Here is a 25,756-nt window from a genome sequence, read left to right as displayed (position 1 = left end):
ACGGTCGGCCGGACGGCGCGCGACGTCAAGCGCCGGCTTGACCGTCACATGATGCTGATCGTCGGGCTGCTGGTGAGCGTGCCGGTGATCGTGCACGCGTTGGGCGAGCCCGGGATCGTTTCGAAGGACAAGCTCACGCCCGACGGAAGAGGAGAGACGCTCCAGGTCATGTAGGACAGCGAGCCCGAACAGGACCCTGCGATGGTGTTGGCCGATATGCCTGAGATCGAGACTAGCGAGGGCGTGCTCGGGATCGCAAACCAGGGAAAGCCGTTGGGATTGACCAGCCATCCGCATTGCCAGTCGCCACCGGTGAATGAGCCGCTGATTATGTCGGCCCAGGCTCCGCCTGGCGCGATCATGCCATCCAGCTGGACCGCGCAACGGATGGTGGTCGTCTGCTGCAGGGTCAGCGTGCCGGTCATTCTGAACGATATGGGCAGCGAAAAACTGTTCGGGACGAATTTGGCGGCTTTGGCGGCGTCGGCGCTTGCGCCGATCGCCAGGATCGCGCCCGCCGCGACGGCTAGATGTCTGAACATGGGCTTTCTCCCGGGTGGAAACGGGACCTTCGGGTCGTGAGCGGCGAAGCGTCGTTTCCTTTTCCGCCGCGCCCTCAAGGGGGGGCGCTCGTCGTCAGAAGACGTTGAGCGGTCGGCCCGTGATGAGAGCCCCGTCGATCCAGCAGGCCGCGGGGGAGCCGGGGATAGACACGTAGGTGAGGTCCACGACGCCGTTCTGTACTTGCAGGTTCAGGCTCCCCGAGCACGAGCCGACGACACTGGTCGCCGAGACCCCATAGACGCTGACGTGCGAGCTGTAGGTCGGCGTGACGGTCCAGGGAAAGCCCGTTGGGAACACCAGCCACCCGCATTGCCAGCTGCCCGAACTGAACGAACCGCCCGTGATCGCAGCCGATGCTCCGCCGGGCGCGATGTCCAGGTACATGGTGGCGTTGCAACTTACGGATGTCGTCTGGCTGAGAGCCAAGTTGCCCGTCAGCGTAATGTAGGTGTGTGCCGTCGGGCTGTTGGGATAGATCGTCTGGGCCGACGCGGCGCCGGTCGTGGCCAGGACGATGGCCGACAGGGCGGAAATCCACTTCCACATGGCGGTCTCCTTTTCAGGGCGCGATGGCGAACGGGTCAGTAGATCGACAGGGACGGCGCGGTGTTCAGCGTGCCGCTGATCTGGCACGGATTGGGCGAGCCGGGGACGACGACGGCGTTGAAGACGATCGTGCCCGGATTGACCCATTGAACGGTGGTCGCGCCGGAGCAGTTGATGGCGCCGCCCGCGACGCTGAACGGCGTGAAGGTGACCGCCGTGGTGGTGGTCGGCGTCAGGGTCCACGGAAAGCCGGCCGGATAGGCCCCTATGCCGCACAGCCAGCTGCCCGGGGTGAACGAGCCGCCGGTGATGGTGATGCTGGAGCCGCCCGGGTTCACGACGCCGGTCAGGCTCACCGAGCAGCTGATCGACGGGGGACCGATGGTCAGCGTGCCCCCGAAGGCGACCGGGGTGGTGCTGGTGGGGCTGTTGGGCGTGAAGGTGGCGGCCGATACGGGGCCGGCCAGGGCGGCGATCCAGAGACTGGCCGCGGCTGCGAGTGAAACGCTCTTCGACATGATGTCTTCTCCCGAATGACCTGTCGTGGGAGCGGATCGCCGCTCCCCTGGAGCAAGAAACGCCGGGAGCCCGAAGGCCCCCGGCGAGTCGAGGGACGAGGGTTCGTCCTGGGGGATGATCAGGAAACGGTCAGCGTGACGTTGCTGGTCAGGGTGCCGCTGATCGTGCAGGCGCTCGGCGAGCCCGGGATCGAGGCGCTCGAGAAGGTCACGCTGCTCGGCGGACCGTTGGTCCACGGAGCGGCGGTGATGGTGCCCGAGCAGCTGCCGGCGATCGAGGTGGCGGCGATGCCGGCCACGGTCACGGTGGGGCCCGCGCCCGGGGTGACGGTCCACGGGAAGCCCGACGGAACGACCAGCCAGCCGCACTGCCAGGAGCCCGGAGCGAACGAACCGCCGGTGATGGTGGCGGCGGTGCCGGTCGAGTTCACCGTGCCCGTCAGGGTGACGGCGCAGGTGACGTTGGTCGTCTGGCTGAGGCTCAGGTTGCCGGTGAGGGTGAAGCTGGCGCCGGCCGGGGCGATGGTCGCGGCCGAGGCGGAACTGGCGCCGGCCAGGCCGGCGAAGCCCAGGGCGGCGGCGGCGAGAACAGAAGCGGTCTTCAACATGACGTCTTCCTCCGATGTTTTTTGTTACAACCGCGCATTGGGGCGGCGGGATGATGCAACTGCGAAATGCAAAGGGAGTCAAACAAAATAATGCAGTATTTTCAATGGCTTATATCGAGAGTCGCGCCAGCGCCCGGCGTCCTTTCCCAAGGGCGTCGGGCGAAAAAATCGCCGCCCCGAACGTGGGGCGGCGAGTCACCGAGAGGGCCTAGAAGCGCTTGGACACGCTGACCGCGATGAGCCTTGGATCGAGGGTGAAGACGTTGGCCGTCAGGCCGGTGTCGTCGCTGTTGGTGAAGCTGTCGGTGATGGGGGTCTTGTCGAACAGGTTCTTGACGTAGGCCTGGAAGACGAGCCCGTCGGAGGGCTTCTCCAGCGTCACCGAGATGTTCACGCTGTCCCACGACTTCAGCCGGTCGTATTCGGTGTTGTAGACGCGGGCGTAGCTGCTGCCCTGGTAGTAGTAGTCGCCGCGCAGCGTCAGGGCCCAGTCGTCCTTGTGGAAGGTGTACTGGGCGCCGATGTTGGCGGTCCAGTTCGGGGCGTTGGGCAGTTCGTTGCCGCTGAGATCGGCCTCGAAGCCGCGACCGCCGTTGGGGGCCTCGGTCAGAGGGTCGTAGGTGAAGCCGTACAGCCGCCAGAACGGCAGCGTCGAGGTGAAGTTCGGGTTGAACGTCCCCGTCCGCAGCGAGCCGCCGCAGAGGGCCTGCAGGGCCAGGGTCGTCAGCTCCACCGGGAACGGCCGGGACAGGACGGTCTCGACGTACTTGGTCGGCGCCACGCAGTTGGACGGCACCTGCAGCCAGGGCCGCAGCACCATCCAGTCGGCGTTGCCCTGGGTGCGGTTCATGACGTCGATGGAGCCCTCGCCGTCGGCGATCCGCGTGTTCAGATAGCCGAGGTTGGCGTCCAGCCGGAAGTCGCGGGTGGGCCGGAACACGGTCTCCAGCTCCACGCCCCAGGTGCGGGCGTCGAAGTTCTCGTTCAGCGAGATGCGGTCGACGATCTGCGACACCTGGTAGTCTTTGTAGTCGTAGTAGAAGGCCGTGGCGTTGAAGCGGACCATGCCGCCGGCCAGGGTGTTCTTGGTGCCGATCTCGAAGGCGTTGACGTATTCGGGATCGAAGGTCTCGGCCAGCGGCTGGTACTGGATCACCGTCGGGTTGATGTCGACCCGCGGCGGGTTGGCGCCGCCGCCCTTGTAGCCGCGTGAATAGGACGCGTAGATCAGGGTGTCGTCGGTGAAGCTGAAGTCCGGCTTCCAGTCGACCACCAGGCGGCCGGTGAGCGCGTCCCATTGCTGGTCGATGTCCGGCAGCGCCGGATAGCCGCGGCTGACATATCCGCCCGACGACGTGCCTGGCGTGCCCCTGTCGGCGCCCAGCAGCAGCTGGCTGGGATAGGGCGTGCTGACCTTGCGGTCGTCGGTGTAGCGCAGGCCCGCGGTCAGCCGCCAGGTGGGCGAGAGGTCGTAATAGGCCTCGCCGAACACGCCCCATGAGCGGGTGTGGATGGCGTTCTTGCTGCGGAAGTAGTTGTGGCCGTCGCCCGCCAGGTTATCCAGCGACGAATAGTCGACATAGACGCATTCCTTGGCCGTCGTCGGCGTACAGGGCGCGGTCTGGCGGCCCTGGTTGCTCGGCAGGGTGATGTCGACGTTGTAGTAGTACTCGGCCAGGAACGTGAACACGTTGTTGAACACGAAGTAGTCGTCGGCCGACTTGAAGTCGATGTAGTTGGCGCCGAGGCTGAAGTTGAACGGCCCGTCGAAGGCCGACTGCAGGCGCAGTTCCTGGGTCCACTGGCGATTGTCGGAACGGCTGAGGTCGGCCGAGACCATGCGGTTCGACGTGCCCAGCTGCGGGTCGGTGTAGTAGCCGCCCGACAGGAACGACTTGCCCACGATCGGCTGGCCCAGCACGTCCCGCAGCCCGTCGGTGCTGCTGAAGATCGGGTTGGAGACGAAGCGGTTGTAGTCCTGGCTCGAGTAGTAGTCGTCCTTGGCGTAGGCCGTCTGCGAGATCAGCTTCAGCTTGTCGGTCAGGTCGAACTCGACGTTGAACTGGAAGACGTCGTTCTTCACGCGAAAGACCGGGTCGTAGCTGGTGGCGATCTCGCGCAGGTCCTTCGACTGCGTCAGGCCGGCATAGGGGTCGGTGCCCAGCGGCACGGCGAACACCGTCTGGTTGGACGCGTTCTGCCCCAGCGACACCGAGGCCAGGAAGATGTGCGCGAAGGCGCCGCCATTGGGCACGCCATAGGCCGCGTCATCGTACAGCGAGCCCGGCAGGCAGCCCTGGCTCAGGCGGTTGCGGAGCAGCGACGAGGTGATCGTCACGGCCCCGACCTTGGTCGGCCCCGGATCGGTGGTGCAGAGCTGCTTGCCCGTCCGCGAGCGGTTGTCGTCTTCCTCGAAGTGCTCCCAGATCGCGTTGGTGCGCAGGCGGCTGGTCGGTTGCCAGGCCGCCGACAGGCGAGTGGACCACAGGTCGCGGTCGTTCACCTTGGTGTCGTTGAAGCTGTTGTAGTCGAAGCCGTCGCGCTTGGTGGCCGAGCCGGCCAGGCGCAGGGCGAAGGTCTCGCCGATCGGCACGTTGATCAGGGCCTGCATCCGCCGGCTGTCGTAGTTGCCGACCTCGCCCTTGATGGAGCCTTCGAATTCCCGGCCCGGCAGGTTCGGGATCATGTTGACGACGCCGCCCGTGGCGTTGCGGCCGTAGAGCGTGCCCTGCGGCCCGCGCAGCACCTCGACCCGCGCCACGTCCAGGTATTCCTGCTCGAACAGCCGGTTGCGGATCAGCGGCGTGGAGTTGAAGCTGACGGCCACGGCGGGATCGCTGCTGGCCGAGATCGCCTTGGTCCCGACCCCGCGGATCGAGAAGTTGTACATGCTGAAGTTCGCCTTCGAGAACGAGACGTTCGGCACGGCGCGCATCAGTTCGGAGCCGCCTTCGATCTTGCGTTCGTTGAGCGCTTCCGAAGACAGGGCCGTTACGGCGATCGGCACCTGCTGGATGGATTCCTCGCGCTTCTGCGCGGTGACGACGATGTCTTCGACTTGGGTCGTCGCTTCCTGCGCCAAAGCCGGCCCCGCCGCCACGGCGAGCGCCATGGCGGATGCGGTGACGGCCAGACGCGCGCGCACGCAGGCTTTTGCAGCCATGCCCTATCCTCCCCTGCCCCGGCCAGCTCTGCGTCTGGCCCGGTGAACGTTTCCCCCGCCCCTCATCAATCTCCGCGCGGCATGGCGGCTCCGCCCCACGGTTGGGTTGTACGATCTACCTATTCACTAGCATGTCAATACATTACTTACATCGATGTTCAGTTACGCTGCGGCAGTCTGGCGGCGCGCCTTTTGGGGCAAGGCGTCGCGTGTCGAAGACCGCTCTCCACGGCCCTCCGGGGCCGGACGATCGGGCCTGTTCCTGACCTCGAATTAATATTTACATCACTGTAAAAATAGCCAAGGTTCAGCGCCGATCGGGAGGGCGAAACATGGATGCCGACGTCATCGTCGTGGGGGGCGGACTGGCCGGGCTGGTGGCCGCCGACGAACTGGTCCGGGCCGGCAAGCGGGTCGCCCTGCTCGACCAGGAGAACCCCGCCAACCTGGGCGGCCAGGCCTTCTGGTCGTTCGGCGGGCTGTTCCTCGTCAATTCGCCCGAGCAGCGACGCATGGGCATCCGCGACAGCCTCGATCTGGCCTGGCGCGACTGGACCGGCAGCGCCGGCTGGGACCGGCTGGACGGTTCCCTGCCCGAAGACGAATGGGCGATCCGCTGGGGCCGGGCCTATGTCGAGTTCGCCGCCGGTGAGAAGCGTCACTGGCTGCGTCGCCACGGGATCAGCCTGACGCCGATGGTCGGCTGGGCCGAGCGCGGGGCCGGCCAGGCCCGGGGCCACGGCAACTCGGTTCCCCGCTTCCACGTCGCCTGGGGCACTGGCACCGGCGTCTCCGAACCGTTCGCCGACAGCGCCCGCCGCGCCGCGTCCGAAGGAAAGCTCAGCTTCCATCACCGCCACCGGGTCGACCACCTGCTGGTCGAGGGCGGCCGGGTCACGGGCGTCTCCGGCGCGGTGCTGGCGCCCGACGACGCCCCGCGCGGCGCGCCGTCCAACCGCGACGTGGTCGGCGACTTCACGCTGAAGGCCCAGGCCGTCGTCCTGGCCACCGGCGGCATCGGCGGCAACCACGATCTCGTCCGCCGCTACTGGCCCGAGCGCCTGGGAACCGCGCCCGCCAGCATGATCACCGGCGTGCCGGCCTATGTGGACGGCCGCATGCTCGACATCGCCGGCGACGCCGGAGCGCGCCTCGTGAACCGCGACCGCATGTGGCACTACGTAGAAGGCGTGCGGAACTGGGCGCCGATCTGGCCCAGCCACGCCATCCGCATCCTGCCCGGCCCCTCGTCGATGTGGTTCGACGCCCTGGGCCGGCGCCTGCCCTTCCCCGCCCTGCCCGGCTACGACACCATCGCCACCCTGCGCCACCTGCGCACGACGCCGGACCTCGCCGCGCACGACCACAGCTGGTTCATCGTCACCCAGAAGATCCTCGAGAAGGAGTTCGCCCTATCCGGCTCCGAGCAGAACGGCGACATCACCAACCGCCGGCGGCTTGCTCTCCTGAAGTCGCGCCTGGGCAAGGGCGCGCCGCCCGAGGTCGACGCCTTCAAGCGCAACGGCGCCGACTTCGTGGTCGCCGAGCGGCTGGAGGATCTGGTGGCCAAGATGAACGGGCTTACCGAGGCGCCGCTGCTCGACGCCGCCCTGATCCGCGGCCAGATCGAGGACCGCGACGCCCAGATCGCCAATCCCTTCGCCAAGGACCTGCAGGTGATGGGCATCTATAACAGTCGCCGGTCGCTGGGCGACCGCCTGGCCCGCACGGCCGCACCGCACCGGATCCTCGATCCCGCCGCCGGGCCGCTGATCGGGGTCAAGCTGCACGTCCTGACCCGCAAGTCGCTGGGCGGGCTGCAGACCGACCTCTCCAGCCGAGTGCTCACTCCCGACGGCCAGGTGCTGGAGGGACTCTACGCGGCCGGCGAGGCGGCGGGCTTCGGCGGCGGCGGCCTGCACGGCTACAACGCCCTGGAGGGCACCTTCCTCGGCGGCTGCATCTTTTCGGGACGGGCGGCGGGCCTGGCCCTGGCCGGCGCGGTCTGAGCCTTGGAGGGCCTGGCCTCGCCGCTGATCACCACCGGCCTGCCAGCGGCGCTGGGGATCATCATGTTCGGGCTGGGGCTTGATTTGACCCCGGCCGACTTCACCCGCGTGGCCCGCCAACCGCGCGCGGCCCTGGTCGCCCTGGCCTGCCAGGTGCTGATCCTGCCGCTCGTCGCCTTCGCCCTGGCGCTGCTGTTCGACCTGCCGCCGGCCATGGCGGTCGGGCTGATGCTGTTGGCGGCTTCGCCGGGCGGCACAGCGGCCAATCTCTACAGTCACCTCTTTCGCGGCGACGTGGCGCTGAACGTCAGCCTGACGGCGATCAACTCGGTGCTGGCCGTCGTCACCCTGCCGCTGGTCGTCAACCTGGCCATCGCCGGGTTCGAGCCGGGCGACGGGCGGGTCGGCCTGCGGCTGGACAAGACGGTCGAGGTGTTCCTGGTGGTGCTGGTTCCCGTGGCGCTGGGCATGCTGACCCGACGCCTGAAGCCGCGCTTCGCCCGGGCCATGGACAGGCCGGTGCGCATCGCCTCCAGCCTGTTCCTGGCCGTGCTGGTCATCGGCGCCGTCGCCTCGAACCTGGCCGAACTGCGCGACGAGATCCTGGCCCTGGCCGGCGTCACCGTCGTCTTCTGCCTGGCCAGCCTGAGCCTCGGCTTCGTCGTGCCGCGCCTGCTGCGCGTGCCCCGCGACCAGGCGATCGCCAGCGCCTTCGAGGTGGGGCTGCACAACGCCGCCCTGGCCATCGTCATCGCCCAGTCGGTGCTGCAACGCCCCGAGGTCAGCCTGCCCGCCGCCGTCTACGGCGTGGCCGCGTTCCCGCTGGCGGCGCTGTTCGGGCTGGTGGTGACGCGGGGCGCCGTACGTGATCCTCGTCCTTCGACGAGCTCAGGATGAGGATCATTTCAGGCGCGGCGGCTCAATAGAACCTCACCCTGAGCCTGTCGAAGCATGCCCTTGGGCGGGCCGCGAGGCGCGGCCCTGGGGGGAGGTTCGCCAGGAACCCTACCGCAACTCCCGCCGCAGCACCTTGCCCACCGCCGTCTTCGGCAGGGGCTCGGCCCGGAACTCCACGATGCGCGGCACCTTGTAGCCCGTCAGCCGCTCGCGGCAGTGGGCGATCACCGCCTCGGCCGTCAGCTCGGCCGAGCGCGGCACGACCACCACCTTGATCCGCTCGCCCTGGACCGGATCGGGGACGCCGACGGCGGCGACCTCGTCGACCAGGGGGTGGGCGGCGACCACGTCCTCGATCTCGCTGGGATAGACGTTGAAGCCCGAGACCAGGATCATCTCCTTCAGTCGGTCCAGCAGCCGCACGCGGCCGTCGGCCTGCATCACGGCGACGTCGCCCGTCGAGAGCCAGCCGTCGGCCGACAGCACCCGCGCGGTCTCGCCTGGATGGTTCCAGTAACCCTTCATCACCTGCGGCCCGCGCACGCACAGCTCGCCCGGCTCGTCGACGCCGCACCAGGAGCCGTCCTCGCGCCGCATGCGCACCTCGGTCGAGGGCACCGGCAGGCCCACCGTGCCGTCGAAAGCCATGGTCTCGGGGCGCTCCAGATCGACATAGCCGACGCAGACGATCGGCGAGCACTCGGTCAGACCATAGCCCTCGATCACCGGGCAGCCGGTGACCAGCTCCCACTCCTCGGCCACGGCCCGCTGGGTGGCCATGCCGCCAGCGATGGTCAGGCTGAGTTCCGAGAAGTCGCGTCCACGGAAAGCATCGTTCTTCAGCAGGCTGGCGAACAGGGTGTTCAGCCCCGCCAGCCCCGCGAACCGCTCCTTGCGCAGCACCCACTCCACCCGTTTGGCGTCGCGCGGATTGGCGATCAGGATGTTGCGCCCGCCCACCCCGACGAACATCAGCAGGTTCGCGGTCAGCGAGAACACATGGTAGAGCGGCAGCATGGTCACGTTGCCCACCGCCTGGTCGTGCGGGATCTGGGTCATGATCCAGGCGCGGCCTTGCAACACGTTGGCCAGGATGTTGCGGTGGGTCAGCATGGCCCCCTTGGCCACCCCCGTGGTGCCGCCGGTATATTGCAGGAAGGCCAGGTCCTCGGGCCGCACGTCTACTGGCGTGAATGTCCGCCGCCGCGCCCGCCGCATCATCGCCGGCCAGCGCAGGGCGCCGGGCAGTCGCCACTTCGGGACCAGCTTCTCCACATGGCCCATCAGGACGTTGATCGCCGTCCCCTTGGCGAGCCCCATCATGTCGCCCATCGAGGTCACCACGACATGGCGCAGCGCCGTGCCCTCGATCGCCTGCTCCAGCGTGTGGGCGAACATGTCCATGACCACGATGGCGACCGCGCCGCTGTCCTCCAGCTGGTGGCGCAGCTCGCGCGGCGTGTAGAGCGGGTTGACGTTGACCACTACGGCGCCGGCGATCAGCGTGCCGAACAGGGCGATCGGATATTGCAGGCAGTTGGGCATCATCAGCGCCACCCGCTCGCCCTGGCGCACGCCCGCCGCCTGCAGCCAGGCGGCGAAGACCCGCGCGTCCTTCAGGGCGCGGCCGTAGTCGACTCCCGAGCCCATACTGACGAAGCCGGTGCGTTGCGCGAAACGCGCGGCGTCGTGCTCGAACAGCTGGCCGACCGACCGCCACAGGGCCAGCTCGTCGTCGATCGTCGCCGGCACGTCGGGGCGATAGGCGCGGGTCCAGAAGCGCTCGGCCCACAGCTGCTCGGCGTTCGCCCCCACGACGCCCTCGATGATCGGCGCGCCGGTCATTTCTCCAGCACCGCCACGACGCCTTGGCCACCGGCCGCGCAGATCGAGATCAGGCCTCGCCCCGATCCCTTGCGGTCCAGCATAGTCGCCAGATGGGCCAGGATCCGGCCGCCGGTGGCGGCGAACGGATGGCCAGCGGCCAGCGAGCTGCCGTGCACGTTCAGTTTCTCGCGGTCGATGGCTCCCGGTGCGCGCTCCAGCCCCAGCCGCGTGCGGGCGTAGTCGTCGTCCTCCCAGGCCTTGAGGGTGCACAGCACCTGGGCGGCGAAGGCCTCGTGGATCTCGTAGTAGTCGAAGTCCTGCAAGGAGAGGCCCAGCTGCCCCAGCATGCGCGGCACGGCGTAGGCCGGCGCCATCAGCAGGCCTTCGTCGCCGCCCACGAAGTCCACCGCCGCCGTTTCGCCCGCCCGCAGGTAGGCCAGCACCGGCAGGCCCCGCGCCCTCGCCCAGTCCTCGCTGGCCAGCAGCACCACGGAGGCGCCGTCGGTCAGGGGCGTGGAATTGGCCGCCGTCAGCGTGCCGTGCTCGCGGTCGAACACCGGCTTCATCGTCGCCAGCTTGGCGGGGTCGATGTCGGGCCGCAGATTGTTGTCGCGCTTCAGGCCCCGGAACGGCGTGACCAGATCGTCGAACAGGCCGTCGTCATAGGCCTTGGCCATCCGACGATGGCTGCGGACGGCCAGGGCGTCCTGCTCCTCGCGGGCGATGCCCCACCGCTTGGCCATCAACTCGCAGCTCTCGCCCATGGAGAGGCCCGTGCGCGGCTCGGCGTTGCGTGGCGGCTCGGGGCGGAACGGCGCGGTCAGGCCCGCGCCCGCCAACGCCTTGACCTTGGCCCCCGTCGTCTTCTGGCGATTGGCCGACAGCAGCGCCTTGCGGAAGTCCTCGTTGAGGGCGATCGGCGCGTCCGAGGTGGTGTCGACGCCTCCCGCTATGCCAACATCGATCTGGCCCAGGGCGATCTTGTTGGCCACCAGGACCGCCGCCTCCAGCCCGGTGCCGCAGGCCTGCTGCACGTCGTAGGCGGGGGTGTCGTGGCCGATGGTGGTCGAGAGCAAGCTCTCGCGGGTCAGGGCGATGTCGCGCGAGTGCTTCAGCACCGCGCCGGCCGCCACCTCGCCCAGCCGCAGGCCGTGCAGGTCGAAGCGGTCGGCCAGACCCTGGAGGGCCGCGGTCAGCATGTCCTGGTTGGAGGCCTCGGCATAGGCGGTGTTGGAGCGCGCGAAGGGAATGCGGCGGCCGCCGATCACGGCGACGCCCCGAGGCGCGGGCAAGGTCAGCATGGGGAAGGATCCTGTGATTGGGGCGCGCTGATCAGGCGCCCGCGCAGATGGGTGCGGCCGCCCGAGGCGTCCGTCAGTTCGAAGGCGCCGGCGGGGCCGCTCGACAGGCGGGCCTCGCCGGGCAGCAGCAGGGGGGCGCGGAAGGCCGTCTCGATCTCGATCGCCTCGACCGCCTGGCCTCGGGTCAAGGCCGCCACGGCCTGGGCCTTGGCCCACATGCCGTGGGCGATCGGACGCGGAAAGCCGAACAGCCGCGCGCCCAGGGGCGAGGTGTGGATCGGGTTGGCGTCGCCCGACACCCGGGCGTAGCGCCGGCCGATATCGGCGGGGACCTGCCAGGTCTCGACCGGCGCCCTCGCCTCGCCCGCATCGAGCGTTGGAGCCGGCTCGCCGCGACCGGGCTTGCCCAGGCGCAGATAGACGCTCGTTCCTTCCCACACCGTCGCGCCGTCGCGCAGGACCCAGGTCTCCAGCGAGAAGGCCTGGCCCTTGTCGTGGGCCAGCAGGCGGCCGGTCCGCGCGCCGATCGTCAGGCTCTCGCCGATGCGCAGAGGCGCGCGCTGGCGGATGCGGTTGTGGATGTGCACGAGGCCCATCACTGGGAACGGAAAGCCCGCCGCCAGCATGATCCGCATCTGCAGCGGGAAGGCCAGAACGTGGGCGAAGGTCGGCGGCACGCCCGCCTCGGGCGCGAAGCCGCAGACCTCGGCATAGGCCCTGACGGCCTCGGCGCGCACCCAGACCTGATCGGCGTGCAGGCTGACGGACGGCAGGTCGCTGACCGTTCCGGCGCGCAGCAGCCCTCGCGCCGCGCCCCAGGCCAGGCCCAGGGGCGACACCGGCTCGGCGTTGGACATGGTTTAGGCCCCCAGCAGGCTCTGGCCGCAGACGCGGACCACCTGGCCGTTGACGCCGCCGCTGGCCGGGTGGGCCAGCCAGGCGATGGTCTCGGCCACGTCGACCGGACTGCCGCCCTGCCCCATGCTGTTCATCCGCCGCCCGGCCTCGCGGATGGCGAAGGGGATGGCGGCGGTCATGCGGGTCTCGATGAAGCCCGGCGCCACCGCGTTGACGGTGATGCCGTGGTCCAGCCCGTCGCGCGCCATCCGACCGACCGCGCCGATCCAGCCAGCCTTTGAGAGCGCGTAGTTAGTCTGGCCCATGTTGCCGGCCACGCCGCTCAGCGACGAGACCGCCACGATCCGGCCGTTGCGGCGCACCGCGCCGGCCTCCAGCAGCACGCGGGTCAGGGCCAGGGGCGCGCCGAGATTGACGGCCATGACGCTGTTCCACTCGCGCTCGTCCATCCGGCCGAGCGTGCGGTCGCGGGTGATGCCGGCGTTGTGCACCACCACGTCGAACCCGCCCCGCGCCCGCGCCGTCTTCAGCAGCACGCCGGCCGCCTCCGGCGCGGTGATGTCCAGCGCCAGCGGATCGACGCCCAGTTCGGCAGCCAGGCCTCGCAGGTCGTCCTGGGCGCTGGGCACATCCAGAGCCGTGACCTTGGCGCCCTCGGCGACGAACAGTCGGACGATCGCCTCGCCTATCCCTCGGGCGGCCCCCGTGACCAGCACCTGGCGGCCGGCGTGGCCGACGGCGGGATCCGCCGCCACGGCGGCGGCGCCCACCCGGATCACCTGGCCCGACACATAGGCCGAGCGCGGCGACAGCAGGAACGCCAGGGTGCTCTGCGCCTGATCCTCGCGGCCCGGCGTCACGTAGAGCAGCTGCACGGCGATGCTGCGCCGCGCCTCCTTGGCCAGCGACCGCACGAAGCCCTCCAGCCCGCGCTGGATCGCCTCGCCCTCGGCGGTCTTGGCTGTCTCGGGCGGAACGCCGACCACGACGATGCGACCATGCTCGGCCACCGAGCGGATCGCCTGGTGGAAGAACCTGTAGAGCCCCTGCGTCGCGGCGACGTCCAGGCAGGCCGAGGCGTCGAACACCAGGCCGCCATAGCGCACGTCCGGCCTCCAGGCTTGGTGGATCTCGGCGCCCGAGGCGGCCGCCAGCCGCTCCAGCACCGGCCCCATGCGTCCGTCCGCCGTCGGCGGGCCCAGCAGCAACGGCAGGGTCGGCGGCGTCTCCCCCTCGCCTCGCCGCAGCAGCGGCGCGGGCTTGGGCAGGCCCAGGGCCTCGACCACCCAGCCGCCCAGGCCGCTGCTGGCGAACTCCAGATAGCGGTCGGGCATCAGGCGACCCCTTCCTTCTTGGCGCGCGCCGCGCCCTTGATCCCGTTGCGGCGGGCCAGACCCTCGCCCAGGCCGAAGTCCTGCGGGAAGTCGTCGACCTGGATCGCCTGATCGGCCAGATGGGCGAAGCGGCCGATCAGGTCGCGTTCGGCGGCGTCGATCAGGCCCTTGGCCTCGGCGTCGGCAGCCCAGGCGTCCATCAGGGTCAGGTTCTGCGGCGCGCGGGCGATCGTTCCGGCCGTGATGGCGGGCTTGAGGCGACGCTCGATGGCTTCCACCTGCGGATGGAGGTCGAAGGCGACGGCCGTGGCGGCGATCGGATCGACCTCGATGCGCGGCGTCCACGATCCGGCCAGCAGGCGATCGCGCGCCGGACCATGGCGCTGTATCAGGCCCGCGACGGCGGAGGCGACATCGTCATTGGGTCCGCGCGTCAGGCCCGACAGGCCAGCCCCAACCAGGCCCAGCAGCCCGGCGACGACGCGACTGGGATGGTTGGCCAGCAGCGCCGTCCAGGCGATCGCCGCCCTTGCCAGGGCGTCCTGCGCCGCCCAGTGGACGAACGGCAGGTCCTCGGCCGGCCGGCCCTCGTCCTCGAAGCGCTTGAGCACGCTCGACAGGATGAACAGCTGCGACAGCAGGTCCCCCAGCCGCCCAGTCAACGCGCCCTTGCGCTTCAACGCGCCGCCTACAGTCGCCATCGACAGGTCCGAGGCCAGGGCCAGCAGGGTCGAGAACCGGGTCGCGGCGCGGTAGTAGCGGGCCAGCTGCGGCGCGGCGCCGGCCGGGGCGGCTATCAGCGCGCCGCCGGTCAGGGCGAAGGCGGCCGAGCGGGCCAGATTCCTGAACAGGAAGCCGGCATAGCCGAACAGCGCCGCGTCGAAGGCCTTCAGGTCGCGCTCTTTCGTCGTTCGCATCAGCGTCAAGACGTAGGGATGGCAGCGGATCGCGCCCTGGCCGTAGATGATCAGGGTGCGGGTCATGATGTTGGCCCCCTCGACCGTGATGGCGATGGGGATCTGCTGGTAGGCGCGGGCCAGGAAATTGCCAGGACCCATGCACACGCCCTTGCCGCCGACCACGTCCATCGCCTCGTTGACGACGATGCGGGCGCGTTCGGTGACGTGGTACTTGGCGATGGCCGAGACCACCGACGGCTTCTCGCCCTGATCCAGGGCCGCGGCCGCCAGTTGTCGCACGCTGTCGGCGGCGTAGAGGTGGCCGGCCATGCGGGCCAGCGGCTCCTGCACGCCCTCGAAGGCGCCGATCGGCATGTTGAACTGCCGGCGGATCGCCACATAGGCCCCGACCATGCCGACCGCGAGCTTGGACATGCCGACATTGGACGACGGCAGCGAGATCGCCCGCCCGGCCGCCAGGCACTCCATCAGCATCCGCCAGCCATGGCCGACCTGGGCCTGGCCGCCGATCACCATCTCCATCGGCACGAACACGTCGTCACCGGTGATCGGGCCGTTCTGGAACACCGCGTTCAGCGGCCAGTGGCGGCGGCCGATATTGACGCCCGGATGCTCGCGCGGGATCAGCACGCAGGTGATGCCGGGCTCGGCGCCCAGGCCCAGCAGGCCGTCCGGATCGACGGCGCGGAAGGCCAGACCGATCACCGTCGCGATGGGGGCCAGGGTGATGTAGCGCTTGCGCCAGCTGATGCGGAAACCCAGGGTCTCGCGGCCCTGCCAGGTCCCCCGGCAAACCACGCCGGTGTCGGTGATCGAGGCGGCGTCCGAGCCGGCATAGGGGTTGGTCAGGGCGAAGCACGGGATCTCGTCGCCGCTCGCCAGCCTGGGCAGGTAGTGGTCCTTCTGAGCCTCCGTGCCGTAGTGCAGCAGCAGTTCGGCCGGACCCAGCGAGTTGGGCACCATCACCGACACGGCCGCCGCCGAGCAGCGGGTCGACAGTTTCTGCACCACCTGGCTGTGGGCGTAGGCCGAAAAGCCCAGGCCCCCGTAGCGCTTGGGGATGATCATCCCGAGGAAGCCCTTGTCGCGAGCGTAGGCCCAGGCGGCCGGCGGCAGGTCCTGCCAGACGGCGGTGCTTTCCCAGTCGTTGGACAGGTCGCACAGGTGCTCGGTCTCGACGTCGACGAAGCGCTGCTCCTCGGGGCTCAGCTTCGGCGCCGGGGTGGCCAGCAGCTTCTTCCAGTCGGGGCGCCCGGCGAACAGTTCGGCGTCCCACCAGACGTTGCCGGCCTCGACGGCGGCCTGCTCTGTGGGGCTCATCTTCGGCATGATCGCGCCGAAGGCCTTCATGGCCGGCGCCGACAGCACGGCGGCGCGCAGCGGCCTCAGGGCGAACAATGCGGTGAAGACCGCGACAACGGCCGCCGCCGCCAGGGCCGGCGTCGCGCCCACCAGGCCCAGGGCCCATCCCGCCGCGATCCAGGCCGCCAGGGCCGCGCCCCAGGCCAGGGCTCTGCCCTGCACGAAGGCCAGCAGGAACACCACAGGCGCAAGCGCGCCGATCCAGATCAGCATGGTCGCAATCCCCCGTCCGGCGTCCCTTTCGACGCCGGCTTCCTCGAAGCCATCGGATGAAAAGCGGCGGCCTGGGCCGCCCGTTACTGGGCACTCATTGGGCCCGCGCGCCCGATACTCAGCGCGCGCGTTTCCAGGTCTGGGTCCGGCAAAGCAGCGGCGCGATGCAGCCCTTCACCGCCAGGGTGTCGTCGTCGATCAGGGTCAGGGTTCCGGTTCCGGCCCGGTCCCCGCTGTCGGGGTCGTAGAGCGGTCCGCCCTTCCAGGCCTTGGGACCGCCGGTGAAGTTCTCCAGCACCAGCAGGTTCATCACCCGCCGGGTGCGCAGCGCCGGCTTCTTGTTGTGGATGTCGCGCTGGTCGGGATTGGTCCGCAGAGGGGCTGCGTCCAGCACCCGCCCGCATAGGGCCCCGCCGCAGCGCTCGATGCCGACCAACCCGTCACGAGCCGAGGTGCGCCAGCGGCCCACCAAGGCGTCCTCCTGCGCCAGGGCAGGCGCTGCGCCGGTCGCCAGGACGGCCAGCCCGACCAGAAGCCCCGTCGCCGCGCGCCTCATCCGGCGCCTCCCAGATAGGCGTTGCGCACGGTCGGCGGCACCTGCTCGTAGACGCTCGGGCGCGGGATCTTCAGCCGCTTGCGCGCCGCTTCCAGCGGCTCGGCCATCAAAGCCTCGTAGTCCTGGCCCGGCAGCCAGGCCGCGCGGCGACCGTTGCGCCAGGCCTGCAGCACGGCCCGCCCGCAGGGATAGCCGGTGCGCGCCCGCATGAACTGCACCGCCCCGCCGGCGGCGATCAGGCCAAAGCCCGCGCTCTTGGTCTGCGGCAGCGAGAAGGCCACCACGCAGGCCTCGCCCAGAGCATCGGTCTGGTAGCCGGTCAGCACGTGCCAGATGTCGTGGACGTCGCGGATGCGGCGGGCGTACCAGGCGCGGGGATGGGCCGCCTCGATCTCGCTGTCGGCCACCTTGCGGCTCTCGTCGGCCAGGCCGTAGGCTGAGAGGTTGCGCACGTCGATGAAGGCTAGATAGGCCGCGCCGACGCTCCCGGGCGCGAAGCCCGCCAGCCAGTCGCGGTCCTGCAGCCGGTCCGACAGCTCGACCTGGGCGTAGGCCTGCTGGCCGCCCTCCGGCGTCTCCAGCAGACGTTGATAACCCCAGTCGATCGAACGGCCCGCCAGCGCGTTCATGATCTCGAACACCTGCCGGGTGTCTTCCTTGTCGGCCACCAGCCGGCCGAAGGCGCGGGCCGCCCGCACGGGCTGCACGCGACGCGGCGCGGTCAGGGATGGCAGCCGCTCATGCCCGGCAACGGGCTGCAACACGGGTGATGACGGCGAAGCTTGCACTTGCGGTTCCCCTTGTCCGGGCTTAAGAATTTCGCCTTATCTACATGAATGTCATTTACATCGATGTCAATTGAAAAGACCGCCACGCGTCGTCGTCGACGCCTGCCCGAGGAGGCGCGACGCGAAGCGCTGACCTCGGCGCGCGCCCTGCTGCTGTCGGGCGGGCCCGACGCGGTGACGCTGTCGGCGGTCGCCGGCGAGATCGGCGTGACCCACGCCAACCTGATCCACCACTTCGGATCGGCGGCTGGATTGCAGTCGGCGTTGATGGCCTCGATGGTCGCCGACCTGACCCAGGCCCTCGACGAGGCGGTCGCCCGCCTGCGCACCGACGAGGGCGCGCCGCTGGAGCTGGTCAATGCGGTGTTCGACGCCTTTTCGACCGGCGGCGCCGGCCGTCTGGCCGCCTGGATAGCGCTGTCCGGCGACCTCTCGCACCTGGAGCCCGTGCGGGCCGCGGTGCAGAACCTGGTCGACGCGATCAGCGACAAGATGGGCGTACAGGACGCCCAGGCCCGTCAGGGCATGGGGGCGGCGGTGCTGTTCATCGCGCTCAGCGCCTTCGGCGAGGCTCTGATCGGCCCGCCCCTGCGCGACATGCTCGACCAGCCCGACGACGCGGCCCGCCGCGTCGTGGCCAGCCTGCTGCCGCGCTTCCTGATCACCAAGCCCCCGACGGGAAGCTGACGCCGGGAAGCTGACGCCGGCTCGGCGAGGGTCTCGTCGCGCCCTCGTCGCCCGCTAAACGGTCAGGCGGTTCTTACCCGCCCGGGTGCAGCCCCGGGGCTTCCTGGCCCGTGCGGGTGACGTATTCCGTATAGCCGCCACCGTACTGGTGAACGCCCTCGGGCGTCAGCTCCAGCACGCGGTTGCTCAAGGCCGCCAGGAAGTGGCGGTCGTGCGAGACGAACAGCATGGTGCCCTCGAAGTCCGCCAGGGCCGCGACCAGCATTTCCTTGGTCGCCATGTCCAAGTGGTTGGTCGGCTCGTCGAGCACCAGCAGGTTCGGCGGATCGAACAGCATCTTGGCCATGACCAGGCGCGCCTTCTCGCCGCCCGACAACACGCGGCAGGGCTTTTCGACGTCGTCGCCCGAGAAGCCGAAGCACCCCGCCAGGGTGCGCAAGGCGCCCTGCCCGGCCTGCGGGAACGAGCGCTCCAGGGACTCGAAGATCGTCTCTTCGCCGTCCAGCAGGTCCATGGAGTGCTGGGCGAAATAGCCCATCTTGACGCTGGCGCCGATGTTGACCGCGCCCTGGTCGGGCTTGGCGTCGCCGGCCACCAGCTTCAGCAGCGTCGACTTGCCGGTCCCGTTGGCGCCCAGAACGCACCAGCGCTCCTTGCGGCGCACCAGGAAATCCAGGGCCTCGTAGATCGGCTTGTCGCCATAGCCCTTGTGGACGTTGCGCAGGCTGATCACGTCCTCGCCCGAGCGCGGCGGGCTCTGGAACTCGAACTGCACCGCCTGGCGACGGCGCGGGGCCTCGACGCGTTCGATCTTGTCGAGCTTCTTGACCCGGCTCTGCACCTGGGCGGCGTGCGAGGCGCGCGCCTTGAACTTCTCGATGAACTTGATTTCCTTGGCCAGCATGGCCTGCTGGCGCTCGTACTGCGCCTGGCGCTGCGCCTCGCCCAGCGCGCGCTGCTGGTCGTAGAAGTCCAGATCGCCCGAATAGGTGATCAGTTGGCCGCCGTCGATCTCGACCACCTTGCCGATGATGCGGTTCATGAAGGCGCGGTCGTGCGAAGTCATCAGCAGCGCGCCGTCGTAGTTCTTCAGGAACGCTTCGAGCCAGATCAGGCTTTCCAGGTCCAGGTGGTTGGAGGGTTCGTCCAGCAGCATGCCGTCGGGCCGCATGAGCAGGATGCGGGCCAGCGCCACGCGCATCTTCCAGCCGCCGGACAGCATGCCGACGTCGCCGTCCATGCGTTCCTGGCTGAAGCTCAGGCCGGCCAGCACCTCGCGCGCCCGCGCCTCCAGCGCATAGCCGTCGAGCTCCTGGAAGCGCTCCAGCACCTCGCCATAGCGCTCCATGACGGCGTCCAGCTGGTCGGCCTGGTCCGGATCGACCATGGACGCCTCGAGCGCGGCCATTTCGGCGGCCAGCGCGCTGACGGGGCCGACGCCGTCCATCACCGCGGCGACCGCGCTCTGGCCCGACATCTCGCCGACATCCTGGCTGAAATAGCCGATCCGCATGCCGGGATCGATCGCGACCAGCCCATCGTCGGGCTGCTCCTGACCGGTGATCATGCGGAACAGCGTCGTCTTGCCGGCGCCGTTGGGGCCGACGAGGCCGGCCTTTTCACCCTTCTGGATGCCCATCGAGGCTTCGATGAACAGGATCTGGTGGCCGTTCTGCTTGGAGATGTTGTCGAGGCGGATCATGGGGCGGTCTGCTAGCTTGGGTCGGGCGAGAACGCCAGCCCCAGAGCCATATCAATTCCAGGCGCGATGATCGGCCGCTGGCCAACGGCCGCTGGCCAACGGCCGCTGGGCGACGGCGAGGCGGCGACGCGGATCGGCTCCGCCTCGCCCCTGATCCGTCTAGAACTTCCAGCTCAGCGCCGCGCCCCAGGTCCGGGCCTTGCCGGGGAAGCGGACCACGGTGTTGGCGTTGCTGCTGACGGCGGTCCAGTAGTACTCATCGGTCAGGTTGCGGCCCCACAGCGAGACCTCCCAGCCGGCTTCCGGCGAGGAGAGTCCCAGGCTCGCGTTGAGCAGGCCATAGCTGTCGATGGCGAACAGCGGATTGCCCTCCAGGTCGGCGCTCGACTTGTCCTGCCAGCGGCCGTTTAGCGCCGCCTGCAGCTTCAGGCCATTGCTGAGGTCGTGGTCGAACAGGGCCGTCAGGCCGCCCTGGAACTTCGGGCTGTATAGAAAGGGCCGCCCATCGAAGTTCTGAGCCTGACCGGCGGCGTTGATGCCGGTGTAGCCCTTCACTTCGGTGTGCAGCCAGGTCGCCGAGGCGAGGAAAGTCAAAGACCGCGTGGCGCGCCAGGTGATGTCGCCGTCCAGGCCCCTGGCCTCGCCTTCCGGCACGTTGGCCAGGCGCGACAGGGCCGTATAGATCGGATCGGCGAAATACACGCTGAGCTGCTTGTCGGTGTAGTCGTAGTAGAAGACGCCCAGGTTGGCCTGCACCCGGCGTTCGAACAGGGCGGCCTTCACGCCCAACTCGTAGGCGGTCAGCAGTTCCTGCCGCGCCGGGGCGTTCTGGGTCGAGATGTTGGCGGCGTTGATCGGCGTCGCCCCGGCCTTGGCCCCGCGCGAGATCGAGCCGAACACCAAGACGTCGTCCGACGCCTGCCAGTCCAGCGCCACGCGCCAGGCGAAGTTGTCCTCGTCCAGCGTCGATTTCACGAAGCCGAAGCTGGCCGTCGCCGGATCGAAGGTGTTGCACGAGCCTTGCGTGATCGGCGCCACCAGGCCGTAGACCCCGAAGAACAGCGCCCGGTTCACGACATTGACGTTGGGCAGCATGTTGCCGTTGAAGTCGCGCGAACAGCCCACATAGTCCTGCTTGTCCTGGCTGTAGCGCAGGCCGACGGTCAGCTTCAGCTTGTCGGTCAGCTGCCGGTCGGCATTGGCGAAGAGGCTGGCCGTGTCGGTCTCGATATTGCCGACGTCCTCGTAGGTGCGGAACGCCTGGCTCATCTGCAGCGCCGTGTACGCGCCGCTGTTGAACGGCGTCGCCAGCAGGGTCGCGCCATAGAAGCGGATCAGGCCGACATTGGCGTTCTGGCCCAGGATCGTGCGGTTCATGTCGAGGATCTTGTCATGCGCCACATAGACGCCGACCAGCCACGAGCCCTTCTCCGTGCGGCCTTCCAGCCGCAGCTCCTCGGCCGGGGACTCGATGTCGCCGTGCGCCTTCTGGACCAGGATCTCGTAGGGCGCGCCGCTCCAGTCGAACACCGCGTCGCGCTTGAGCTTGTTGTAGCTGGTCAGTGAGATCAGGCTGACGTCGTCAGAGAGGTGCCAGGAAAAGCGCAGCTTGGCGGCGTCGAAGCGGTCGTCCTCCTCGGCCGGATCGCTGATGCCCAGGCCCGTGCCCACGTCGGTTCCGCGCACCGACAGCGGCGCCCAGTCGGCCTGGGTCGACTTGGTCGGCTTGTTGTTGGCGACGTAGGCTGCCAGGCCCGCCGCGTTGAACGGGCTGGCGGCCGTGGCCGGGGTGAAGCCGACCGCCTGGGCGGCCACGGTGTCGGACCGGTTGCGCCAGCCGGCGTAGGAGAAATCGAGATCCACCTTCTCGCTGGGCTGGGCGGCCAGCGACAGCCGCCAGCCCTGGCGATGCACCTCACCCAGCCGCTCGTCGCGCGAATTGCTCTTCTGCCAGCCCTCGCCGCTATGCTCGGCGCGGAAGGCGACTCGGGCCTGCACCTTGTCGCTTAAGGGGCCGCTGAAATAGCCCTCGAGATTGCGGGTCTCGTAGTTGCCGGCCTCGGCCGTCAGCCCAGCCTCGAACTGGTCGGTCGGCTTGTTGGTCACGAAGTCGACCAGACCCGCCGTGGTGTTGCGGCCGTAGAGCGTTCCCTGCGGGCCTTTCAGCACCTCGACCCGCTCCAGGTCGAACATTGGCCCGGTGTTCATGAACGGATAGGCGTAGGCGACCTCGTCGACATACGTGCCGACGGTCGAGGTGGCCGACAGGTTGATGGTGTTGAAGCCGATGCCGCGCAGCGTATAGGTCGGCACGCCCTGGTAGCTCTGGCTGACCGTGAAGCTGGGCGCGACGGTCGACAGGTCTTTCGGGTCGGTCACCCGCAGCTGCTTCAGGGCGTCGCCGCTGAAGGCCTGGATCGGCATGCCGATGTCGTTGGCCGCCTCCTCGCGGCGCTGGGCCGTGACCACGACGGTCTCGATGGCGAAACTGTCCTTATCGTCCTGGACGGGCTTGGCCCCTTGCGCCCAGACCGGCGCCGCCATCGTCAGAGCCACCGCGGACACCCCTAGCGTCAGCGCGACACGAAGTCCTCGCATGCGAAACCTCCCTCCGGCCGCGCCTTCATTGGACGCTGGCTCTATCGGAGCGTGCGGTGGGCTGGGGACTCTAACAAGCTATCGGAACTGATAGGGTCACAGCCCCAGCACCAGCCGGGCGATGATGTCGCGCTGGATCTCGTTGGAGCCGCCATAGATCGAGGCGGCGCGGTTGTTGAGATAGCGGGCCGTGGTCGTCAGGCCGCTCTCGGGGCCGACGAAGACCTCGTTCGAGCCCGCCTCGCGCGCCTTCGGCTGATGCACGGCCGCGTAGCCGCCCAGGGCGTCCAGCGCCAGTTCGTCCTGCCGCTGCAAGGCCTCCGAACCCTGCGCCTTCAGGATCGACGAGGCCGGCCCCGGATTGGCCCCGCTGGCGAAGGCGCTCAGCACCCGCCGCTCGGTGACGTCGATGGCCAGCGCCGCGATCTGCGCCTCGGCCAGCCGCCGGCGGTGATCGAGGTCGTCCGGCTCGACCTGCCCGCGCAGGCGCTCCAGTCCGGCCTCCAGCCCGGCCGCATAGCCGCCGCCCCGCTCGAACTCCAGCAGATGCTTGGCCACCGTCCAGCCCTGGTTCTCCTCGCCCAGCCGGTCGGCCCTAGGCGTGCGGACGTCGTCGAAGAACACCTGGTTGACCTCGTGCTCGCCAGCCATCGTGATGATCGGATCGACGCGGATCCCCGGCCGGTCCATCTCGACCAGCAGGAAGGTGATGCCCGCCTGCGGCTTGCCCTCCGTCGAGGTGCGCACCAGGCAGAACATGTGCGTGGCCCAGTGGGCATGGGTGGTCCAGATCTTCGAGCCGTTCAGCACGTAGTCGTCGCCGTCGGCGACCGCCTTCATCCGCAGGGAGGCCAGGTCCGACCCCGCCCCGGGCTCCGAATAGCCCTGGCACCAATAGTCCTCGCCCGACAGGATGCGCGGCAGGTAGCGGGCCTTCTGCTCGGGGTTGCCGAACCGCATGATCGCCGGCGCCACCATCCTCAGGCTCATCGGCGCCAGCCCCGGCGCTCCGGCCCGGGCGCATTCGGCGAAGAACACGTGGCGCTGGATCTCGCTCCAGCCCGGCCCGCCGTACTCGACCGGCCAGGTCGGCGCGGCCCAGCCCTGGGCGGCCAGGATCCGTTGCCAGGCCAGGCTGTTGGCCTTGTCGCAGAACACGCTGGTCATCCGCCGCCCGGCCTCGCGCAGTTCGGGGCTGAGGTTTGCGTCGATGAAGGCGCGCACCGCGTCGCGGAAGGCCAGGTCCTCGGCCGACAGTTCCAGGTCCACGCGCTCACTCCCATCCCACGCCCTCGGGGAAACTTGCGAAAGCCTGACCCGGGTGCGCAAGCTATCGGAACCGATAGGGAAAGAGCGCCCGCATGACGGCGACCACGGTCCAGACCTTGGGGGGAATCGACGAACGCCTGGCGCGGGTCATGGACCTGGCGGTGCGGGTCCGCGACCTCGGGGCCGAGATCGGCCTGCCCTACGTCGCCGCCAGCGCCGACATCTCGAGCCCCGAGCCGATGCTCGGCCCGGACGGCCTGCCCCTGGCCGAGACCACTTTCGAGTGGCTGGACGCCGGCCTGCGCTACTGGCGCGACCGCTCCTTCGCCCTGCGGGCCCCGTTCATCCTGGCCGCCCGCTACGCCGCCGACCCATTCTTCTACCATGAGGGCCGCTTTTCCAGCTGGCGGCCCCTGCCCCGGCTCGAAGCCATCGCCGTGCGCGAGGCGGCCGAGGACTTCGGCGTCGCCGCCGCCATCATCGCGCCCGCCTACCTGACCGGCGGAGTGATCGGGGCCGTCGTCTGGGCCTCGGCCAAGCCCGTTCCCGACCTGCCGGCGCTCTACGAGGCCCGCGCCGACCAGCTGCACGGCGCGGCCCTGCGCCTGGTCTCGGCCTATCGCGACGGCGTCGGCGACGACGCGCCCCTGGCCCGGCTGACCAAGCGCGAGATCCAGTGCCTGAAGTGGGCCGCGGCCGGCAAGACCGACGCCGACATCGGCCAGATCATCGGCATCTCCGGACCCACCGTCCGCTTCCACGTTCAGAACGCGGCCCTGAAGCTGCGCGTCGCCGGCCGCGCCCAGGCCATCCACCGCGCCACGGGCCTGGGCTACCTGGGCTCGGCCGCATAACGCCGTCGCGCGGAAACGCCTGCTCCGACACGTTTTGTCACGAACGCGATGCAAAGCCGCAAGGCGCTCTCTCCACTCTGACACACGTTCAGAGGCGCCTGTCGAACGAGGGATCGGTCGGCGCCGTTCGGGAGAAGACCATGAACAAGACCCGTCATCGCCTGCTGGCCCTGACCGTGATCAGCGGCTTCGCGATCGCCGGCGCCGCAGCGGCGGAAACGGTGAAACTGCCCGCCAAGCAGACGGCGCTCGGCGTCGAGCACTTCCACGCCAAGGCCCAGGTGCTGGATGATCCGCTCGACATCGAGACCGTCGTCAGCACCGAGCGCGGCTTCCAGACCGGCAAGGGCGTGTTCCGCTCGCCCGCCAACGACAACCACCTGCGCGCCGTCGTCGACAAGCGCACGGGCTCGACCCGCTTCGAGGTGCGCCAGACCCTGACCTACCAGGGCTCGATGCGCGGCTATGGCGAAGGGGCCGTGGCCTACCAGACCAGCGCCTTTCCGGTGCAGGCTCAGGTGACCAAGATCCGCGACAACGCCGGTCAGTGCTTCCTGTTCGAGGCGCCCGAGCTGTGCCGCGAGGAACTGGCCTTCACCGTCAGCGAGACCGAGCTGCGCAAGCTGGCCGCCGCGCCGTCGGCCTGGGGCTTCAAGTTCAAGTCCGACAAGGGCTACGAGCACCGCACGGCCATCACCCCGGCCGAGATCGCCGGCCTGCTGAAGGCCGTCGACGGCTACCGCGCCACCCTGCCCGCCCTTCAGGCGAAAGCCGACACCGCCGCTGGCGGCTGAGTTCAGTATCCGGAGCTTCTTAAGTCCATGAAAGTCGTTGCGTTCCTCGGCCTGGCCGCGTGCCTGGCCGCCTCGCCCGCCGTCGCCGGTCCCGCCGGCCACGGCCTTACCCACACCGAAGCCGTCGCCAAGCAGAACCTCGCCAAGCGCACGGTGAAGATCCAGACCCCCTGCGCCCAGTCGGCCGCCACCGCCGTCGCCAGCCGCCAGGGCGTGTCCAAGGCCAAGCCGCAAGACGGCCTGGTCCACGTGGTGTTCAACAGCGCCGCCGACGCCGCCGCCCACGAAGGCGCGGTGCGGGCCGCTGTTTCCGAAGCCTGCCGCGCGGCTTAAGCCAGCGGTCCAAAGACGGCCGCCCCGGCGGCCTGCCCTCGCGCGAGTTCCTCTT

21 protein-coding genes are annotated in these 25,756 nt (G+C 69.4%); 6 read left to right on the top strand and 15 right to left on the bottom strand.

The window, feature by feature from the left end:
• Positions 1 to 44: 44 nt before the first annotated feature.
• The 5 genes from AC1RRS_RS12110 to AC1RRS_RS12090 form a co-directional block, all read right to left on the bottom strand.
• A complete protein-coding gene (locus AC1RRS_RS12110; protein ID WP_492855382.1) occupies positions 45 to 542 on the bottom strand; it encodes a PraA/PraB family alkane oxidation protein activator in 498 nt (165 codons plus the stop codon).
• 94 nt (positions 543 to 636) lie between these two features.
• Entirely contained in the window at positions 637 to 1,110 is a 474-nt protein-coding gene (locus AC1RRS_RS12105) for a PraA/PraB family alkane oxidation protein activator (RefSeq protein ID WP_492855381.1), read from the bottom strand.
• Between the two features lie 35 nt (positions 1,111 to 1,145).
• Complete coding sequence (locus tag AC1RRS_RS12100; protein WP_492855380.1) at positions 1,146 to 1,628, bottom strand: PraA/PraB family alkane oxidation protein activator; 483 nt, start codon at positions 1,626 to 1,628, stop codon at positions 1,146 to 1,148.
• Between the two features lie 119 nt (positions 1,629 to 1,747).
• Complete coding sequence (locus tag AC1RRS_RS12095) at positions 1,748 to 2,236, bottom strand: PraA/PraB family alkane oxidation protein activator (protein ID WP_492855379.1); 489 nt, start codon at positions 2,234 to 2,236, stop codon at positions 1,748 to 1,750.
• Positions 2,237 to 2,444: 208 nt separating this feature from the next.
• Positions 2,445 to 5,399 (bottom strand): TonB-dependent receptor, encoded by a 2,955-nt coding sequence (locus AC1RRS_RS12090; protein WP_492855378.1) that lies wholly within the window; start codon positions 5,397 to 5,399, stop codon positions 2,445 to 2,447.
• A 332-nt stretch (positions 5,400 to 5,731) separates the two neighbouring features.
• On the opposite strand from AC1RRS_RS12090, the gene AC1RRS_RS12085 reads away from it, so the two are divergent.
• Both AC1RRS_RS12085 and AC1RRS_RS12080 read left to right on the top strand, forming a co-directional pair.
• On the top strand, positions 5,732 to 7,408 hold the full coding sequence (locus AC1RRS_RS12085) for an FAD-binding dehydrogenase (protein WP_492855377.1): 1,677 nt from the start codon (positions 5,732 to 5,734) through the stop codon (positions 7,406 to 7,408).
• A gap of 3 nt (positions 7,409 to 7,411) precedes the next feature.
• Positions 7,412 to 8,305 (top strand): bile acid:sodium symporter family protein, encoded by an 894-nt coding sequence (locus AC1RRS_RS12080; RefSeq protein WP_492855376.1) that lies wholly within the window; start codon positions 7,412 to 7,414, stop codon positions 8,303 to 8,305.
• Between the two features lie 108 nt (positions 8,306 to 8,413).
• On the opposite strand, the gene AC1RRS_RS12075 is transcribed toward AC1RRS_RS12080, so the two are convergent.
• The 7 genes from AC1RRS_RS12075 to AC1RRS_RS12045 form a co-directional block, all read right to left on the bottom strand.
• Positions 8,414 to 10,150, bottom strand: a complete 1,737-nt coding sequence (locus tag AC1RRS_RS12075) for an AMP-binding protein (RefSeq protein ID WP_492855375.1) — start codon at positions 10,148 to 10,150, stop codon at positions 8,414 to 8,416.
• Positions 10,147 to 11,433 carry an acetyl-CoA C-acetyltransferase gene (locus tag AC1RRS_RS12070; protein ID WP_492855374.1) on the bottom strand — a complete coding sequence of 429 codons (1,287 nt, stop codon included), beginning with the start codon at positions 11,431 to 11,433 and terminating at the stop codon, positions 10,147 to 10,149. The genes AC1RRS_RS12075 and AC1RRS_RS12070 overlap by 4 nt, the downstream gene beginning before the upstream one ends.
• Positions 11,427 to 12,290, bottom strand: coding sequence for a MaoC family dehydratase (locus tag AC1RRS_RS12065; protein ID WP_492855373.1), 864 nt, complete (start codon positions 12,288 to 12,290; stop codon positions 11,427 to 11,429). The genes AC1RRS_RS12070 and AC1RRS_RS12065 overlap by 7 nt, the downstream gene beginning before the upstream one ends.
• A gap of 3 nt (positions 12,291 to 12,293) precedes the next feature.
• A complete protein-coding gene (locus tag AC1RRS_RS12060) occupies positions 12,294 to 13,625 on the bottom strand; it encodes a 3-oxoacyl-ACP reductase (protein ID WP_492855372.1) in 1,332 nt (443 codons plus the stop codon).
• Positions 13,625 to 16,120 (bottom strand): acyl-CoA dehydrogenase, encoded by a 2,496-nt coding sequence (locus tag AC1RRS_RS12055; RefSeq protein WP_492855371.1) that lies wholly within the window; start codon positions 16,118 to 16,120, stop codon positions 13,625 to 13,627. The genes AC1RRS_RS12060 and AC1RRS_RS12055 overlap by 1 nt, the downstream gene beginning before the upstream one ends.
• A 118-nt stretch (positions 16,121 to 16,238) precedes the next feature.
• Positions 16,239 to 16,676 (bottom strand): DUF2147 domain-containing protein, encoded by a 438-nt coding sequence (locus AC1RRS_RS12050; RefSeq protein WP_492855370.1) that lies wholly within the window; start codon positions 16,674 to 16,676, stop codon positions 16,239 to 16,241.
• The gene (locus tag AC1RRS_RS12045) at positions 16,673 to 17,440 is read right to left on the bottom strand and encodes a Coq4 family protein (protein ID WP_492855369.1); all 768 of its coding nucleotides are present in this window, start codon (positions 17,438 to 17,440) and stop codon (positions 16,673 to 16,675) included. The genes AC1RRS_RS12050 and AC1RRS_RS12045 overlap by 4 nt, the downstream gene beginning before the upstream one ends.
• Before the next feature lie 87 nt (positions 17,441 to 17,527).
• On the opposite strand from AC1RRS_RS12045, the gene AC1RRS_RS12040 reads away from it, so the two are divergent.
• Positions 17,528 to 18,151: a TetR/AcrR family transcriptional regulator gene (locus AC1RRS_RS12040; RefSeq protein ID WP_110121411.1), complete on the top strand. Its 624-nt coding sequence runs from the start codon at positions 17,528 to 17,530 to the stop codon at positions 18,149 to 18,151.
• 73 nt (positions 18,152 to 18,224) lie between these two features.
• Here the strand turns inward: AC1RRS_RS12040 and AC1RRS_RS12035 are convergent, their stop codons facing one another.
• From AC1RRS_RS12035 to AC1RRS_RS12025, 3 genes are all read right to left on the bottom strand, one after another.
• Positions 18,225 to 19,853, bottom strand: a complete 1,629-nt coding sequence (locus AC1RRS_RS12035) for an ABC-F family ATP-binding cassette domain-containing protein (protein ID WP_492855368.1) — start codon at positions 19,851 to 19,853, stop codon at positions 18,225 to 18,227.
• 159 nt (positions 19,854 to 20,012) lie between these two features.
• On the bottom strand, positions 20,013 to 22,451 hold the full coding sequence (locus AC1RRS_RS12030) for a TonB-dependent receptor (RefSeq protein WP_492855367.1): 2,439 nt from the start codon (positions 22,449 to 22,451) through the stop codon (positions 20,013 to 20,015).
• A 96-nt stretch (positions 22,452 to 22,547) separates the two neighbouring features.
• Positions 22,548 to 23,720, bottom strand: a complete 1,173-nt coding sequence (locus tag AC1RRS_RS12025) for an acyl-CoA dehydrogenase family protein (RefSeq protein WP_492855366.1) — start codon at positions 23,718 to 23,720, stop codon at positions 22,548 to 22,550.
• A 92-nt stretch (positions 23,721 to 23,812) separates the two neighbouring features.
• On the opposite strand from AC1RRS_RS12025, the gene AC1RRS_RS12020 reads away from it, so the two are divergent.
• The 3 genes from AC1RRS_RS12020 to AC1RRS_RS12010 all read left to right on the top strand — a co-directional run bounded on the left by AC1RRS_RS12020 (position 23,813) and on the right by AC1RRS_RS12010 (position 25,701).
• Positions 23,813 to 24,574, top strand: coding sequence for a helix-turn-helix transcriptional regulator (locus AC1RRS_RS12020; RefSeq protein WP_492855365.1), 762 nt, complete (start codon positions 23,813 to 23,815; stop codon positions 24,572 to 24,574).
• A gap of 140 nt (positions 24,575 to 24,714) precedes the next feature.
• Positions 24,715 to 25,368: a hypothetical protein gene (locus tag AC1RRS_RS12015; protein WP_492855364.1), complete on the top strand. Its 654-nt coding sequence runs from the start codon at positions 24,715 to 24,717 to the stop codon at positions 25,366 to 25,368.
• A 27-nt stretch (positions 25,369 to 25,395) separates the two neighbouring features.
• Positions 25,396 to 25,701 carry a hypothetical protein gene (locus tag AC1RRS_RS12010; protein WP_487289306.1) on the top strand — a complete coding sequence of 102 codons (306 nt, stop codon included), beginning with the start codon at positions 25,396 to 25,398 and terminating at the stop codon, positions 25,699 to 25,701.
• Positions 25,702 to 25,756: the final 55 nt, after the last annotated feature.

The organism is Caulobacter sp. GW821-FHT12A07, assembly GCF_058807655.1.
The sequence above is the reverse complement of the archived record's forward strand: the minus strand, read 5'-3'. Positions and strand labels throughout refer to the sequence as shown.